Here is a 16,869-nt window from a genome sequence, read left to right as displayed (position 1 = left end):
TTTTATACGAACCCTAAATATGTTCACTATGTCTAAGAAAATCATTTTAGCTTTTTTAAGCAGTACACTGCTTCTCACTTCTTGTGTGTCTTCAAAGGTTTACAAGGATCTTGAGGGCAGATTTAATGAGCTTGAACGTGAAAATAATGAGCTTTCTACAGAATTTCAGGACCTGAAAGAGAGGAATGCCAAAAATGAACAGGATCTTCAAAATCTGCATGTGCAGTATGAAGAAGCTGTAGCCGAGAGAGACCGGCTACAGGAGGAATATTCGGCCACTAAAGCCAGTTATGAAAAACTGAAGAATTCGTATGATGCGCTCGAAACCAACAGCTCATCTGCTTTGGCAGAAAACTCCAAGAGGAACCGTGAACTTCTTGCAGAGCTGGAAGCGAAGGAGAAAGCTCTTGCGGAAGAACAATCCCGTCTCGAGCGTCTTGAAAAAGATCTTGCTGCCCGGTCCAGAAGAGTAGATGAGCTGGAAAGCGTAATCGCTGCGAAAGATGCAAAAATGAATGCCTTGAAAAATTCTCTTTCTGAAGCGCTTACCAGCTTTGAAGGAAGGGGCTTAACTGTGGAACAGCGTAACGGAAATGTGTACGTTTCTATGGAGAACAAGTTGTTGTTTAGCTCCGGAAGCTGGGCGGTTGGTGCCGAAGGTAGAAGAGCAGTTCAGCAGCTGGGGGAAGTGCTGGCAGATAATCCTGATATTGCTGTACTCATTGAAGGGCATACAGATAATGTGCCTTACGGTGGAAGCGGACAACTTAAAGATAACTGGGATCTTTCTACCAAGAGAGCAACTTCCATTGTTCAGATCCTTCGGGAGAATAATAATATTGATCCGCAGAATTTAACTGCTGCCGGAAGAGGAGAACATGCTCCCGTGGCCAGCAATGCAACTTCCGATGGAAAAGCAAAAAACAGAAGGATTGAAGTGATCCTCACGCCGAAACTTGATGAGATCAGCAGATTATTAAATGAAATTGAATAAATGAAGATTAAAAAAATAATGCACGCCTGCCCATCCGGCAGGCGTGATGTTTAAAGAAAGATTGTAATTGAAATCCAAACCTGCGGGTTTTTAAAACTGAAATTAAAAAATGAAATATACCACCCTTCCTGACTCCGATATTAAAATAAGCAAGATCTGCCTTGGTACCATGACCTGGGGTCAGCAGAATTCTGAGGCCGACGGGCATGAGCAAATAGAATATGCACTGGAACAGGGAATCAACTTCCTGGATACAGCCGAAATGTATTCCACGCCGGCACGATCTGAAACTCAGGGAAGTACTGAGAAGATTATTGGATCCTGGTTTAAAAAATCGGGAAAGAGAGAGGAAGTAGTCCTCGCTTCCAAGATCGTAGGTCCCGGGGAATCGATGCAGCATATCCGCCCAAAACTGGATTACAGCAAAGCTTCCCTTACAGAAGCTCTCAATAACAGCCTGGAGAGACTTCAGACAGATTACATCGATCTGTATCAATTACACTGGCCGGAGAGGAATACCAATTTCTTCGGAAAACTGGACTATAGAATGGATGCTTCTGAAGAGTGGGAGGATAACTTCAAAGAGATCCTGCAGCATCTAGAAGGATTTATTCAGGAAGGAAAGATCAGGAAAATAGGACTTTCAAATGAAACTCCGTTTGGGGTGATGAGGTGTGTTGAGGAAGCGAGAAATGGAGCTCCAAAGATCAGCACCGTTCAGAATCCTTATAGCCTGCTCAACCGGAAGGATGAAATTGGATTAACCGAGATCCTGCATCGGGAAAACATCGGACTTTTTCCTTATTCTCCACTGGGAATGGGAACTCTCACCGGAAAATACCTTGATGCACAACCTGAAAATTCAAGGTTAACTATTTTTCCGCAGTACAACCGGTATTCAAATCCACAGGCAGTGGAGGCAACGAGAAGATATGTGGAGCTGGCGAAAAAGTTTGATCTAAAGCCTGCACAAATGGCCCTGGCTTTCGTAAACCAACAGCCTTTTGTCATCAGTAACATTATTGGAGCGACTAAAATGGAGCAATTGAAAGAAAATATTGAAAGTATTAACGTGGAACTTTGGGAAGAAATTTTAACCGAGATTGAAGCAATTCATACAACTATTCCAAATCCTGCGCCTTAGGATATTCGGCTTAAGGTAAATGTTAATTTGATGCCTCCGTGTCCATCCTTCGAATTTATAAAATAAGCGGGCTCAGGGTAACCAGTAGAAATGGCATCTAAATACTAGACAATTTTCATTGTAACTACATAGACCTTCCTCATATCGGTGTGACCAGGCTTTCATGTATGAACGATTTGCGGTTGCCGGCCATGATATGGTACCATTGATTTGATTTTCCCAGGAGGCGCAGAGTATCCTGAGACTGACTTTGGCCAAGAACGGGTGATTTTGTAGACGGTCCCATCCTTAAATTGGCCCGGGCTCCCGTTACTATGAGATGATTGGTAAATTGTTCGACCGGAAAATCTGGAATTTGAGGTTTTTCTGTTTCCGAGATGTAATGAAGAGGATCTACAGCACCAAGATATCCCTTATATATTCCGAAGTGTAAGTGGGGTGGAGTGGTGCGGGCGTTTCCGGTGTTGCCAACCAGTCCTAAAGTATCCCCGGGGGAAACAGACATTCCGGGAGTTGCAATAATGCTATCCAGATGTGCGTAGTAGAGGGAATTCCCTCTTTCGCTGTCCCTTAGCCAAACCTGTTTGCCTCCAAGTCCGCGATTTCCCGTGCGGGTCACCCGGCCTTTCACGGCTGCAACAACAGGCGTTCCACGCGGCGCAAAAATATCAATTCCCTCATGGCTCCTTCTGCCGCCATCTCTGGTTGCTCCCCAAAAACTCTGGATAGATTGGCTGTTGATGGATGCTACCGGAAAACCATATACCGGTTCCCGGTACAACTGAAGCTGAAAAGGAGTGTGAGCCTCAATTTCAGGCTGAATCAGTACTTTATAAATTCCAGGTTGGGTGATTTCTTCAGCTAAAGAAGAAGCTTCATATTTGGCACTGCGTTCATGTTTAAAAGTTTTTAAAGAATCACTCTGCTGCCGGAAAAAGTCGATAAAAATTAGGGTTTCCAGCGTATCTGTATTCACTTCCACTCTAAGCCTTTCGCCGGGGTTAAGAGCCACTTCATAAGAATATACCGGGAAAGCGCGCGGGGAGAAAATTCCTTTTTCTGCATAAGGCAGGTTTACGGCTACCGAGTCAAAAAGTGCATCTGCAGCCTCATTTTCCCAGAGCGCATACAAATCCTTAGCTTTTTTATATTCCCTGGAATAGATATCCTTTGCCGAAGGATTTGCAATCAGATCTTTGGCTTTATTTATTCTTGAACAGGAAGTGGTGAGCAATGCGATTAGCACTACCCATACAAGTGTCTGAAGTACAGTTGATTTCTTTTTCACGCTTCTGAAATGCAGAAATTGTGCCATTATAGAAAAGGTGGAATTAAGGGGTTACAGCTTTGTATCTTTCAACCTTTTTAATCTGATGAGAGAATGGCATATTCGAAGTTGTCTGACCATCCTGAAGATAGTGGCAAAACCTGTCTTTTTCTTCCTTCCCTGGTCATTCCCGCTTTTTCTAAAGTCCGTATGGAACCTATGTTGTCAACGGCACACCCGGCTTCGATCCGGTGGAAGTTGAGCTGATGAAATCCGAAATCCAGAATTAGTTTTAAAGCTTCCGTAGCATAACCTTGATTCCAGTGGACAGGATGATATTTATACCAGACTTCGGCATTATTAAATTTTTCTTTTCCGGAGTTCAGGGCAATCAGACCAATAAATTCTTCTTGATCTTTCAGATGTACAACAAAAACGAAATTACGCTGCGGGGATTTCTCATGAATTGCAATCCATTCTGAAATGACTGCTGATGTCTGCTCTAAATTTTCTGGAATTCCCAGAGTATTGAACCTGTCTGTTTCAGGGAAGGAATGGAGCTGGTGGATGTTTTCCAGATCAGATAATTTTACCGGTCTTAGATCCAATCTTGCACTATGTAATTTTCTTTCGCTCATCCTGGTAAATGTAGTTTAAAAGAATATGTGTTCTTAAGACTGTTTAGTAGGTGATACATAAATTCCTGAATTTTGTATCTTAACCTTAACAAGTTAGTGAAATGCATTAGGAAAGTGATTTTGAGCTGCCGAAAAAGAAGTACACCTATAGTGAAAACGTCTGCAGATTCATTTCAATTAATGAGAAAACCAGGTAAAAATTTATGAGAATAGCAACTTACAATATCAACGGAATAAATGCACGGCTGCCGGTATTGCTGCAATGGCTGGAAGAAGAGAAGCCTGATGTAGTATGCCTTCAGGAACTCAAATCCCCCGATGAAAAAATCCCGAAGAAGGCAATTGAAGATGCCGGATATAACGCAATCTGGCACGGACAAAAGCGCTGGAACGGAGTGGCCATTCTTGCAAAGGGAATGGAAATAAAGGAACTGGAAAGAGGACTTCCGGGAGATCCCGATGATGTGCAGAGCAGATACCTTGAAGCCGTGGTAAACGAGCTGGTGATTGGCTGTATTTATTTACCAAACGGAAATCCCGCACCGGGACCCAAACTGGAATATAAGCTCAGGTGGTACGAACGACTTACTGCCCGAGCAGCTGAACTTATCGAATACGAGGTGCCCGCAATTTTAGTTGGAGATTACAACGTGATGCCCACAGAACTTGATACCTATAAACCTGAAAAATATAAAAATGACGCCCTTTTCCTGCCCGAAGTAAGGGAGGCTTTTCATAATCTTGTGGCACAGGGGTGGACAGATGCCCTCCGGAAACTTTATCCTGGAGAAGAGATTTATACCTTTTATGATTATTTCAGGAATGCATACGGGCGTAATGCCGGGTTGCGTATCGATCATTTTCTGCTGAGTCCGCATCTTAATAAAAAGCTGGTTTCCGGAGGTGTGGATAAACATGTTCGAGGCTGGGAAAAAACGAGTGATCATTGTCCTGCGTGGATTGAACTCAAATAATATGAGATGAGAAGCTTCGGTAAATCTTTTTACCGGAGCTTTTTTAATAGTGATTCCTAAAACCCCCCAGTCGAAATCACTAATGTCTCATCTCATTGACTCTGGTAAGATTCCAGATTTTTTGGTTTAAGAGGATCTAAATTAAACCGAGATTTTTAAATTAAAATCATGGAATACCCGATTAACACAACTTTATTACAGGATGTAGGAGATACTGCAGGATTTTGTGGGAAAAAAGAGCTTTTTATCTCCGTTAATCGATGAAGTAAGTCATACTAAGTTTCGAATCGATAGTCATGAAAATAAAATATTAAGATATCTTTTAGCGGTTTCTGATATCAAAATGGAAAAGGGAAAATTATGAATAGTTTTCGAAAACTAAACTATTTTACTACGTACTGCCAGTGTTTTTTACCCAAACAAAAACTCCACGACATCTTCAATTTTTGAAACTTTTTGAATATTAATGGCATAATTGCTTTCGGGGATTTTGCTTTGTTTGGAGACCATAATTGTGCTGAATCCGAGTTTTTCGGCTTCTATGATCCTTTGTTCAACACGGGTAACGGGCCTGACTTCTCCGGCAAGACCAATCTCAGCAGCAAAACAAATATCCTTGGCTACTGCAATGTCTTCGCTGGAAGAAAGGATGGCTGCGATTACTGCAAGATCCAATGCGGGATCATCTACAGAGATCCCTCCGGTGATATTCAAAAAGACGTCTTTTGCTCCAAGTTTGAAGCCGGCACGTTTTTCGAGTACCGCCAGGAGCATATTCAGGCGTTTGGCATTGTAACCCGTAGTGGAGCGTTGCGGAGTACCGTAAACAGCAGAACTTACCAATGCCTGAATCTCTATCATCAATGGCCGCATTCCCTCCAGGGTGGCAGAAATAGCAGTTCCGCTGAGGTCTTCTTCATTTTTGGAAATAAGGATTTCGGAAGGGTTATCTACTTCCCTTAATCCGTTGCCCTGCATTTCATAAATCCCGAGTTCATTGGTAGAACCAAAACGGTTTTTGTGAGCTCTTAAAATTCTGTACACGTGGTTGCGGTCTCCTTCAAATTGTAATACCGTATCTACCATATGTTCCAACACTTTTGGACCGGCAATACTTCCTTCTTTGGTGATGTGGCCTATGAGAATTACCGGAACACTGGTTTCCTTTGCGAATTTAATAAGCTCTGCCGTGCATTCCCGAATCTGGGAGATACTGCCCGGGCTGCTCTCGATATAATCGCTGTGCAGGGTTTGAATGGAATCAATAATGATAATTTCCGGATCCAGTTTCTCAATCTGTTTAAAGATATTCTGAGTCTTGGTTTCGGTGAGAATATAGCAGTTCGAGGAATCGGGTTTAATTCGGTCGGCTCGCATTTTAATTTGTTGCTGACTTTCCTCTCCCGATACGTAGAGCGTTTTCAGCTTCAGGTGTAACGAGATTTGAAGGAGCAACGTACTTTTTCCAATTCCCGGTTCTCCGCCCAATAATGTAAGGGAACCAGGAACAATTCCTCCGCCAAGCACCCTGTTCAGCTCATTGTTGTATGTATTAAGGCGCACCTCTCTGGAAGCTTCAATTTCAGAAAGCTTTAAGGGCTTTGCAACGCGCTTCAACTCTTTGGAAGCAGGAGATTTCCAGTCTTTTGGATCTTCTTTTTGTAAAACTTCCTCTACGAGGGTATTCCACTCACGGCAGGAGGAACATTGTCCCTGCCATTTGGAATGTTGTGTGCCGCAATTCTGACAGTAAAAAGTTGTTTTGGTTTTGGCCATTAAGAATCAATATTTGGAACAGCTAATAACCGAAATCTTCTTTAATTTTTTCAGCTTTTTTCAGCATAAAATCGGTGGTAATAAAGGCAATTTCCTGCTGTCCATAAGCATTTTGATAGGTGCGCATTGCCTTTTTCGATCTTCCGCTTTCTTCGTAAGATCGTGCCAGATAATAGGTGCCCAGCATAGTGTCCGGAAGATGATCTATGGCAAGTTCTCCCAGTTTTTCCAGGTCATACCATCTCTGATTAAATTCCAGGGCTTTTCCAATGGCTAAAAAATCATTGAGTCTTACTGGAAGCTCCAATCCGTAGTTATTCTCAATGGTTTCATATTTATCAATGAGATAATCATAAGGAGATATGCCTGAATTTACGATTTCTGTATCATAATCCTTTTGGTTGATAGGCCGGTAAGGACTAAAAATGCTTTCAAGAGCTTTTGGGAGAGCCTGGGCGACCAGGGAGTAATGTGTGGCATTTTGAAAGACCTCAAATTTGTAATGAAGGTTAGCATTATCTATCATCTTGAGCTGTTGATCCAGTAATTCGGAGCCTTCTTTCAGGCTGGGTTCATCATTTGTAGCAGTGGCGAGATAAAACCACTTCTTTGATTGTGCAGTATTCAGGCTTTCTACCAGCCAGTTTTCCATTTCTGGTGCGAGCTCCGGACTAAGGTTTATGTACGCTTTGAATAAAGGTTCATCTTTAAAGAGATAGTAATTGATGAAATTGGCGGTGAGGTCATGTCCTGCCAGTACGGAAAATCTTGAGGTGCGGTAGTTGCTGTCAATATAGGGAAGTAGCTCCATACCGAGGAACTCAAAAAAATTAGCGCCAGTATCTGAAGGCAGAAAAGTTTGATTATCGTAGAAGCTGTCCATTACCCGGGTTTGTGCCTGGTTTACTCCCACTACAATGGCTTCGGGGATTTCATCCCAATAGGAATAATAATCCACATTTCCGGCCATAGGTTCAAAGAGGTAATCCCCGTCAAGAACAATTATTACGGGGTAGATTTTTTCAGTATTCTCGTCGTAATTTCTAGGTAGTTGTATCTTTATTTCCCGCTCCTGTTTCAGTTTGGAGGAATTAATTCTTTTGTATTGAGTTTGGGAATAAATAAATCCGGAGATCAGAAAGATCACCATGAGGAGTAATTTTTTTATCATGTGCTATAGATTTGGAAATCATAGCAATATACCATTTATTTCTTTCGATTTATAATGGGCAAAAAAATTAGTGAAAGTCCTCCCAGTACTAGGGTTAACAGGGTTTGAGAGCCCCAAACGATCCATCCGAATGCTTCGCCGGCCTGTTGATTTATTCCGAAGAGAAGAAGAACAGCTCCCATAGCAACAGGATATACGCCAATCCCGCCACTGGTGGTAGAGATCGCGAAGGTGCCAACTATAAAAGCAGCCATGACGGCTGCCCATGAAAGTGAAACGGTCTCGGGTATGGTGAATTTTACCACATAGAACATAAGTACATACATGAGCCAGATAAAAACAGTGTGAAAGATAAAGGCTCCTTTCTGTCTCATTTTTAAAATACTACGCATTCCTTCCAGCAGCCCTCTGGCAAAATTTCTAACCTTGATAAAAATTGGCCAGTCAGAACTTTTAATTATTCTGAGGGCAATGATTCCCAGCAGCACCAGGATGAAAAAGATCCCAAACGACCAGAAGGGATTGATGTTTTCATCATTAAAATAGGATAGGATGGTATCGGTTTGTAGCAAAAGACTAAAAATGACAATGAGCAGTAACATGACAAGATCTGCTATTCTTTCTGAAACAATGGTTCCAAAGGCTTTCTCGAAAGGAACTTTTTCGTAGGTAGTAATGGTGGCACCCCGTAAAACTTCCCCCGACCTTGGAATACCCATATTGGCAAGGTAACCTGCCATCACCGCCATAAAGCTGTTCGCCAGGCGTGGATAGTAACCAAGGGGCTCCAATAAATATTTCCAGCGGTAGGCACGGGACAGATGGGATAGAATTCCAAAAAGAACAGAAAGCCAGATCCATTTTGAATCTGCTAAAACAATATTTCTCCACAATTCCTGTCGTTCTTCGGCAGTGGCACTGCTTAAAGAATACCATATCAAAAAAACTCCCAGCAAAAGTGGGAGTGTGGTTTTCAAAATTGTGACGGTTTTCTTTTTCACCTTATCAGGTCAAAAGGTTGTTTTCTTCGTTTGGAAAAACCAGGGAGGGTTTAAATTTTTTTGCTTCTTCAATGTCCATAATGGCGTACGTGATAAGAATAAGAATATCGCCTTTTGCCACTTTTCTTGCTGCAGCACCATTAAGTGTAATTTCTCCGGAATTGCGTGGACCGGGAATAGCATAGGTTTCAAGACGTTCGCCATTGTTGTTATTGACGATCTGTACCTTTTCTCCTTCAATGATATTCGCTGCATCCATTAGATCTTCATCAATGGTGATGCTCCCAATATAATTCAGGTCTGCACCTGTTACTTTTACTCTATGAATTTTCGACTTTACAACATGAATTTGCATGGTGTCCTAATTTAATGCTAAGTTATCAATTAACCTTATGTCACCGGAATATGCTGCGATAAAAGCTCTGTACTTTTCTCCGTTGACGGGCTCCTGTATGCTTTTTAAAGTTGCTTCATTTGCTATTTCAAAATATTCCAGCTTCAGGCCAGAATTTTGATCAAAAAGTTCCTTTACTCTGCTGGTCACTTCAGGAACACTTTTTATGCCAAATTCCTTTTTCACATGCTGCAGGGTTTCGTAAATGAATGCTGCTTTTTGTCGTTCTTCAGGGCTCAACCTTTCATTTCGGGAGCTACGTGCAAGTCCGTTAGTTTCCCGGTCTATGGGACAGCCTATAATCTCTGTGTTCCAGTGGTTCTTCTCGGTAAGTTTCCTGATGATTTGTAACTGCTGAAAATCTTTTTCCCCAAAAAATGCCTTATCTGGTTGTACAATTTCGAAAAGCCTTTTTATAACGGTCCCCACCCCGTCAAAATGTCCTTTTCGGTACTTTCCCTCCATTTCAAATTCTAGTCCGTCAAAGGAAAAATGCTCCGGAGAAACCTCATTTCCGTATATTTCTGAAGGTCTGGGAGAAAATATAATGATGTTTTCATCGAGGTTTTCCAGTAGAAATATATCCTCCTCAAAGGTGCGGGGGTATTTCTCCAGGTCATTGGGGTTATCAAATTGAGTTGGATTGACAAAAATACTTGCCACCACTCTGTCACAGGAGGCTAAGGCCTGCTTTACCAGGGAAATATGTCCCTGATGTAGTGCTCCCATTGTGGGAACAAAACCAATGCTAAATCCTCCTTTTTTGAAGGTTTTAACGAGCTCGCGAAGCGCTTGCTTCTCCTTATAAATCTGCATCTTATTCGAAAATTAACAGCGTGCAAACTTAATATAATACTATCAATCTGCATAAATTTTTGTAATTTTGCGTGTTAATTATTCCCAACAGCATTAAAAGAAGTGATTCTATGAAAGATAAGAGGATATTGTACGTATCATCTGAAGTAATACCCTACTTACCCGAAACCGAAATCTCATCATTGTCGTTTGAAGCCCCCAGAGCCGTGAACAGTCAGGGCGGGCAGATCCGGATTTTTATGCCGCGGTTCGGGAATATCAATGAGAGAAGACATCAATTGCACGAGGTGATTAGATTGTCGGGTATGAACCTAGTGATCAATGATCTCGATATGCCGCTTATTATTAAAGTGGCATCCATTCCTAAGGAGAGGATGCAGGTTTATTTCATTGATAATGAAGATTATTTCAAAAGAAAGGCTACACTTACAGATGAAGAAGGGAATCTCTTCCCCGATAATGATGAAAGAGCGATCTTTTTTGCAAAAGGGGTGATAGAAACTGTGAAAAAATTAAACTGGGCTCCAGATATTATTCATGTGAATGGCTGGCTTTCATCGCTGTTGCCACTGTACCTAAGAAACTATTATGGCAATGAGCCGTTGTTCAATACTGCAAAAGTTGTTACCTCTGTATACAATTCCGGCTTCGAAGGAACGTTAGATAAGGATATGTACAAAAAAGTATTATTTGACGGACTGGAAGATGAGCAGGTAAGGCATTTGAAAAAGCCAAACTACGTGAATATGATGAAAACTGCAGTGGAAAATTCTGATGCAGCTATAATTGCCGGCGACAATATTCCTGAAGAACTGAAGAAATACCTTAAGAAGATCGATCAACCTGTGCTTGACTACAAGAACAGAGAGGAATTCGCGCAGGCTTATCAGGATTTCTACGCTAATAAAGTTTTATCTTAAAACACGAATTTAATAAACCGAATGACTTTAAAAAATACGATTTTGAAAACAACAGCAATTTTTATTGTTGTTTTTTCTTTTATAGGATGTGAGAATGATTTTGATCCCATAGGGAGCGAAATTATAGGTGGCCCAGGCTTTAATAATGAATTGTATGATGAGGCTGAAATTACAGCTTATTCCGCTGCGCTCGAAGCTGTTCAGACTAATAATCTTACTTTTTCTTCAGGACAAAACACGGTTAGACTACATCTTTTAGGAGTTTATAAAGATGCTGCCTATGGTTCTCAAACAGCAAATGTTTACAGTCAGCTGAGTTTAAGTAATCAAAATCCTGATTTTGGAATTGAGCCTGTTGTGGACAGTGTGGTATTAAGTATTCCGTATTTTTCTACGGAAGGTGCTCCTAATGATGATGGTGAGACGGCTTATAAACTGGATTCCATCTATGGGAATTCGCCTATAAAATTGTCTATTCATGAATCAAGGTATTTCCTGAATAGCTACGATCCTGCAACGGGTTTTGAGAACGAACAGAAATATTATTCCGATATGCAGCCTGTAATAGAGAATAATTTTACGGGAGAGGTTCTTTTCGAATCTGACGATTTTAAGCCTTCTTCTGCAAAATACACCTATTATGAAGAAAATTCTGAAGGCGAAAATGACACAATCACGGTTGCTCCACGCATGCGCCTGAAGCTTTCCAACAAATTCTTTCAGGAAAAGCTGTTGAATAAAGCCGGTTCCGGAGAGCTTTCCAGTGATAACAGTTTCCAGAATTTTGTACGTGGTCTGTATTTCAAAGCAGAAGCAGTGGGTACTGATGGAACTATGATGTTGCTCGATTTTAGTGGCTCAAATGCCGATATCACGGTATATTATACTTCAAAAGCGGCAGATGTCCAGGATGCAGATGAGGATGAAGATACAGAGGAATTGGTTGATGTGCAGGATTCTTACCAATTAGGATTTGGACCTAATTCCATGAGCACTTTTCAGCAGGAAAATCCTACCATGATCAATGATAATTTATATCTTAAAGGAGGTGAGGGATCTATGGCGGTTATCGATCTCTTTCCGGGAAGTTATGAAGGCAATAGTGAGCCTTCCGAAGATCTTAAATTCCTTCGGGAGAATGAATGGCTCATCAATGAAGCAAACCTTATTTTCCATGTAAATCAACAGGAAGTGGGAGGAAGCCGGGAGCCGGAGCGTATTTACCTGTATGATCTTAAAAACAATATCAGGCTGGCAGATTATTCCTTGGATAATAATCAGGGTCAGTTAAATGCCTGGTCTGCCAATGTGAACCGTGGGCATTTAGGAGCGCTGGAGCGTGATGATGATGGTAACGGCGTTAGCTATAAATTAAGGATCACAGAGCATATTCGTAGAATACTAAAAGAAGATTCTACCAATGTAAAACTGGGTCTTGTAGTTTCTCAAAATGTGAACTTGTTAAAAAATTCTGCAGTGCGTGAGTCTACACCTTCAGGAATTGATCGTGTGCCTTCAAGCTCATTAATTACTCCTCTCGGGACGGTACTTTACGGCCCTAATGCTGATGATGAGGAGAAAAGGCTTAAGCTGCAAATATATTATACTGAACCAAAAAATTAAATTATGTGTGGAATTGTAGGATACATTGGCCATAGAGAGGCCTACCCCATTGTTCTTAAAGGTCTCCAGAGACTGGAATACAGAGGTTATGACAGTGCGGGGATCGTTTTATATGACGATGAGAAAGAAGAAATTAAATTAACTAAGACCAAAGGGAAAGTAGCCGATCTGAAAGCAAAGCTGGAAGACGAAATCAATACAGCTGGTACCATTGGTCTTGGACATACAAGATGGGCAACTCACGGGGTGCCTAACGATGTAAATTCCCATCCACATTTTTCTAATTCAGGAGACCTGGTGATCATACACAACGGAATCATCGAGAACTATGAATCGCTTAAAAAGGAGCTGATAAAGAGAGGGTATAGCTTTACTTCAGACACTGATACTGAAGTGCTTATCAACCTTATTGAAGATGTTAAGAAGAAGGAAGATGTTAAGCTTGGAAAAGCTGTGCAGATTGCTTTGAATCAAACTGTTGGTGCGTATGCAATCGCGGTTTTTGATAAAAACAAGCCAAACGAAATTGTAGTAGCACGACTGGGTAGTCCGTTAGCTATTGGAGTTGGTGAAGATGAATATTTCATCGCTTCTGATGCTTCTCCGTTTATAGAATTCACGAACAATGCGATTTACCTGGAAGACGGGGAAATGGCTGTGGTTCGAAGAAAGAAAGGGGTAAGCGTTCGTCAGATCAAAGATGATAAACTGGTAGATCCATATATTCAGGAGTTGCAGTTAAACCTGGAGCAGATTGAGAAAGGTGGTTTCGAACATTTTATGCTTAAGGAGATCTATGAGCAGCCAAGCGCTATTACAGACACCTATCGAGGACGGTTGCTTGTAGATGAAGGAGTAATTAGAATGGCTGGTATCGATGATAACCTTGAGCGTTTCACCAATGCCAAGAGAATTATTATTGTTGCCTGTGGTACTTCATGGCATGCAGGTCTTGTTGCAGAATATATATTCGAAGACCTTGCCCGTATTCCGGTAGAGGTCGAGTATGCGTCGGAATTCAGATATAGAAATCCGGTGATTACTTCAGAAGACGTGGTGATCGCTATTTCTCAGAGTGGGGAAACGGCAGATACCATGGCGGCCATTAAACTTGCGAAAGAGAAAGGTGCTTTCGTATTTGGAGTTTGTAACGTGGTAGGTTCTTCTATTTCAAGAGAAACTCATGCTGGAGCTTATACGCACGCTGGTCCTGAAATTGGGGTGGCATCTACAAAAGCATTTACTACCCAGATCACCGTCCTTACTTTAATTGCGCTTAAACTGGCAAAAGCTAAAGGAACGATCTCGAAAACAGATTTCCACATGCACTTAAGTGAACTGGAAACAATTCCGCAGAAAATTGAAGTGGCTCTTTTGTCAAACGATCATATTAAGGAAGTAGCAGATAAATATAAAGAGGCAAGAAACTGCCTGTACCTGGGAAGAGGGTATAATTTCCCTGTGGCTTTGGAGGGAGCTCTTAAACTTAAGGAGATTTCTTACATACATGCAGAAGGGTATCCTGCTGCCGAAATGAAGCACGGCCCTATCGCTCTTATTGATGAGGATATGCCGGTGGTGGTTATTGCTACCCGAAAAGGGCATTATGAGAAGGTGGTTAGTAATATTCAGGAGATCAAATCCAGACAGGGTAAAATCATAGGTATTGTTACCGAAGGAGATACCAGTGTACGTGATCTTGCAGATTACGTGATCGAGGTTCCTGATACGATTGAATCTTTGACTCCGTTACTAACAACCATACCTTTGCAGTTGCTTTCTTACCATATAGCAGTGATGCTTGGTAAAAATGTAGATCAGCCAAGGAACCTTGCAAAATCGGTGACTGTAGAGTAACCGGAATTCAAAAATTAAAACCAACCCCTGGAGAAAATTTTTCTTCAGGGGTTTTTTCTTTTTTCAGAAGAGGTTTTCTGGAATTCACTCATTGCAGCCTTTATTGCCTGAAATCCAGTGTATACGGACTTTTTGCTGAAGTTAAAAAAGTTATAGTTTCCCTTATAAACTTTTGCACAAAAAACATATCTTTGCAGCCTGAAAAAGATAATGGCTTTCCCTAAGTTAGTGGAAATTAAAATTGTACTTTTCTTACTTAGTATTATAAAACAATAAAGTATTAGATAATGTCTAAATTTACAGGTAAAGTTGCACAAGTTATCGGCCCTGTGGTTGACGTGGCTTTCAACACAGAGAATGCTGAATTGCCAAGAATATACGATTCCTTGGAAATTACTCGAAAAGATGGATCTATTTTGGTTCTTGAGGTTCAATCACACATTGGGGAAGATACTGTAAGAACAGTTTCCATGGATTCTACCGATGGTTTGAGCAGAGGAGTAGAGGTAGTTGCTACCGGAGCTCCTATACAAATGCCAATTGGAAAAGATGTTTACGGAAGATTGTTCAACGTGATTGGAGATGCGATCGACGGAATTGGTAATTTGCCAAAAGCCGGAGAAGCAGGCTTGCCAATTCACCGTGAAGCACCAAAATTCGAAGACTTATCTGTATCTACAGAAGTTTTATTTACCGGGATCAAAGTAATTGACCTTATTGAGCCTTATGCAAAAGGTGGTAAGATTGGTTTATTTGGTGGTGCCGGGGTAGGTAAAACTGTATTAATTCAGGAATTGATCAACAACATCGCAAAAGGTCACGGTGGTTTATCTGTGTTTGCAGGTGTTGGAGAAAGAACCCGTGAAGGAAATGACCTTTTAAGGGAGATGCTGGAATCGGGAATTATAAAATATGGAGATGATTTTATGCACTCCATGGAAGAAGGAGGATGGGACCTTTCTAAAGTAGACAAGTCTGCTTTGAGAGAATCAAAAGCAACCTTCGTATTCGGACAGATGAATGAGCCACCTGGAGCACGTGCGCGTGTAGCCTTATCTGGTCTTACCATTGCTGAATACTTCCGTGATGGAGCCGGGGAAGGACAGGGGAAAGATGTACTTTTCTTTGTAGATAACATTTTCCGTTTCACACAGGCAGGATCAGAGGTGTCTGCCCTTCTTGGACGTATGCCATCTGCGGTAGGTTACCAACCTACACTTGCAACAGAGATGGGTGCAATGCAGGAGCGTATTACTTCCACCAAAAATGGATCTATTACATCTGTACAGGCGGTTTACGTACCTGCAGATGACCTTACAGATCCGGCGCCGGCAACTACGTTTGCCCACCTGGATGCAACCACAGTATTGTCTCGTAAAATTGCAGAGCTAGGTATTTATCCTGCAGTAGATCCATTGGATTCTACTTCAAGGATCCTTACTGCTGAAATTTTAGGTGCAGAACACTATGACTGTGCGCAAAGAGTGAAAGAACTTTTACAACGATATAAAGAACTACAGGATATTATTGCTATTCTTGGGATGGAAGAACTTTCAGAAGAAGATAAGCAAGCTGTATCACGCGCTCGACGTGTGCAACGTTTCCTTTCACAGCCTTTCCACGTAGCTGAACAGTTTACCGGATTAAAAGGAGTATTGGTTGATATTAAAGAAACCATTAAAGGTTTTAATATGATCATGGATGGGGAATTAGATCATCTTCCTGAAGCAGCTTTCAACCTTAAGGGAACCATTGAAGAAGCTATTGAAGCAGGAGAGAAAATGTTGGCTGAAGCATAAAAAATAGTATTGAGTAATGAGTAGTTAGTATAGAGTGTTACTCCTGAACTAATTACTCAATACTCAATTCTCAATACTAAATTAAAAATATGTATTTAGAAATAGTCACGCCGGAGGCGGTTCTTTTAAGTTCAGAAGTGGATTCTGTAACAGTTCCGGGAGTTGAAGGTGAATTTCAGATGTTGAACAATCACGCTCCCATAATTTCAGTTCTTGAAAAAGGAACAGTTAAGGTGAAAACCAACGCTTCAAGTGTTGATGCTAAAAAACTTTCAAAAAATTTTACCAGGGATGCTGCAGATAATAAAGTTCTTTTGCTGGAAATCGACGGCGGAGTTGTGGAAATGAAAGATAATAAAGTTATAGTGCTGGCAGATTAAGTCTGGCATTATGTCTAGTCCTGAATAATCGATACAGATTATTTAATTAAATTTTTTATAAAGGTAGTGATTTCGGTCACTACCTTTCCTTTTTATACCTCACTGGTTGTAGTTG

The 16,869-nt window shown here is 41.2% G+C and carries 15 protein-coding genes; 8 read left to right on the top strand and 7 right to left on the bottom strand.

Annotated features, from left to right (window positions below; genetic code table 11):
- Nucleotides 1–28: 28 nt before the first annotated feature.
- Together IE056_RS08410 and IE056_RS08405 are read left to right on the top strand one after the other, a co-directional pair.
- Nucleotides 29–994 (top strand): OmpA family protein, encoded by a 966-nt coding sequence (locus IE056_RS08410; RefSeq protein WP_189604266.1) that lies wholly within the window; start codon nt 29–31, stop codon nt 992–994.
- Between the two features lie 109 nt (nt 995–1,103).
- Nucleotides 1,104–2,138 carry an NADP(H)-dependent aldo-keto reductase gene (locus IE056_RS08405; protein ID WP_189604265.1) on the top strand — a complete coding sequence of 345 codons (1,035 nt, stop codon included), beginning with the start codon at nt 1,104–1,106 and terminating at the stop codon, nt 2,136–2,138.
- 139 nt (nt 2,139–2,277) lie between these two features.
- Here the strand turns inward: IE056_RS08405 and IE056_RS08400 are convergent, their stop codons facing one another.
- Nucleotides 2,278–3,453 (bottom strand): M23 family metallopeptidase, encoded by a 1,176-nt coding sequence (locus IE056_RS08400; protein WP_189604264.1) that lies wholly within the window; start codon nt 3,451–3,453, stop codon nt 2,278–2,280.
- A gap of 50 nt (nt 3,454–3,503) precedes the next feature.
- Entirely contained in the window at nt 3,504–4,043 is a 540-nt protein-coding gene (locus IE056_RS08395; RefSeq protein WP_189604263.1) for a GNAT family N-acetyltransferase, read from the bottom strand.
- A 203-nt stretch (nt 4,044–4,246) separates the two neighbouring features.
- On the opposite strand from IE056_RS08395, the gene xth reads away from it, so the two are divergent.
- The gene (xth, locus tag IE056_RS08390; protein ID WP_189604262.1) at nt 4,247–5,017 is read left to right on the top strand and encodes an exodeoxyribonuclease III; all 771 of its coding nucleotides are present in this window, start codon (nt 4,247–4,249) and stop codon (nt 5,015–5,017) included.
- A gap of 411 nt (nt 5,018–5,428) precedes the next feature.
- Here xth and radA read toward each other — a convergent pair whose 3' ends face one another.
- Genes radA through panC form a run of 5 tightly spaced genes read right to left on the bottom strand, consistent with a single transcriptional unit; the run spans nt 5,429 to nt 10,175 of the window.
- Nucleotides 5,429–6,793, bottom strand: a complete 1,365-nt coding sequence (radA, locus tag IE056_RS08385) for a DNA repair protein RadA (RefSeq protein WP_189604261.1) — start codon at nt 6,791–6,793, stop codon at nt 5,429–5,431.
- Between the two features lie 22 nt (nt 6,794–6,815).
- The gene (locus tag IE056_RS08380) at nt 6,816–7,964 is read right to left on the bottom strand and encodes an alpha/beta hydrolase (protein ID WP_189604260.1); all 1,149 of its coding nucleotides are present in this window, start codon (nt 7,962–7,964) and stop codon (nt 6,816–6,818) included.
- Between the two features lie 35 nt (nt 7,965–7,999).
- A complete protein-coding gene (locus IE056_RS08375; RefSeq protein ID WP_229793707.1) occupies nt 8,000–8,941 on the bottom strand; it encodes a lysylphosphatidylglycerol synthase transmembrane domain-containing protein in 942 nt (313 codons plus the stop codon).
- 28 nt (nt 8,942–8,969) lie between these two features.
- Entirely contained in the window at nt 8,970–9,320 is a 351-nt protein-coding gene (gene panD / locus IE056_RS08370; protein WP_189604258.1) for an aspartate 1-decarboxylase, read from the bottom strand.
- Between the two features lie 6 nt (nt 9,321–9,326).
- Nucleotides 9,327–10,175 carry a pantoate--beta-alanine ligase gene (panC, locus tag IE056_RS08365; protein WP_189604257.1) on the bottom strand — a complete coding sequence of 283 codons (849 nt, stop codon included), beginning with the start codon at nt 10,173–10,175 and terminating at the stop codon, nt 9,327–9,329.
- A 110-nt stretch (nt 10,176–10,285) separates the two neighbouring features.
- On the opposite strand from panC, the gene IE056_RS08360 reads away from it, so the two are divergent.
- From IE056_RS08360 to IE056_RS08340, 5 genes are all read left to right on the top strand, one after another.
- The gene (locus tag IE056_RS08360; protein ID WP_189604256.1) at nt 10,286–11,095 is read left to right on the top strand and encodes a glycogen/starch synthase; all 810 of its coding nucleotides are present in this window, start codon (nt 10,286–10,288) and stop codon (nt 11,093–11,095) included.
- A 42-nt stretch (nt 11,096–11,137) separates the two neighbouring features.
- Nucleotides 11,138–12,718 (top strand): BamH family beta-barrel-assembly machinery protein, encoded by a 1,581-nt coding sequence (gene bamH, locus IE056_RS08355; protein WP_229793706.1) that lies wholly within the window; start codon nt 11,138–11,140, stop codon nt 12,716–12,718.
- A gap of 3 nt (nt 12,719–12,721) precedes the next feature.
- Nucleotides 12,722–14,575 (top strand): glutamine--fructose-6-phosphate transaminase (isomerizing), encoded by a 1,854-nt coding sequence (gene glmS / locus IE056_RS08350; protein ID WP_189604254.1) that lies wholly within the window; start codon nt 12,722–12,724, stop codon nt 14,573–14,575.
- A 287-nt stretch (nt 14,576–14,862) separates the two neighbouring features.
- Nucleotides 14,863–16,374, top strand: a complete 1,512-nt coding sequence (gene atpD, locus IE056_RS08345; protein ID WP_189604253.1) for a F0F1 ATP synthase subunit beta — start codon at nt 14,863–14,865, stop codon at nt 16,372–16,374.
- A gap of 89 nt (nt 16,375–16,463) precedes the next feature.
- Nucleotides 16,464–16,754, top strand: coding sequence for a F0F1 ATP synthase subunit delta/epsilon (locus tag IE056_RS08340; protein WP_189604252.1), 291 nt, complete (start codon nt 16,464–16,466; stop codon nt 16,752–16,754).
- The last annotated feature ends 115 nt before the right edge of the window (nt 16,755–16,869 follow it).

Source organism: Salinimicrobium marinum, assembly GCF_014651535.1.
Classification (GTDB): domain Bacteria; phylum Bacteroidota; class Bacteroidia; order Flavobacteriales; family Flavobacteriaceae; genus Salinimicrobium; species Salinimicrobium marinum.
The sequence above is the reverse complement of the archived record's forward strand: the minus strand, read 5'-3'. Positions and strand labels throughout refer to the sequence as shown.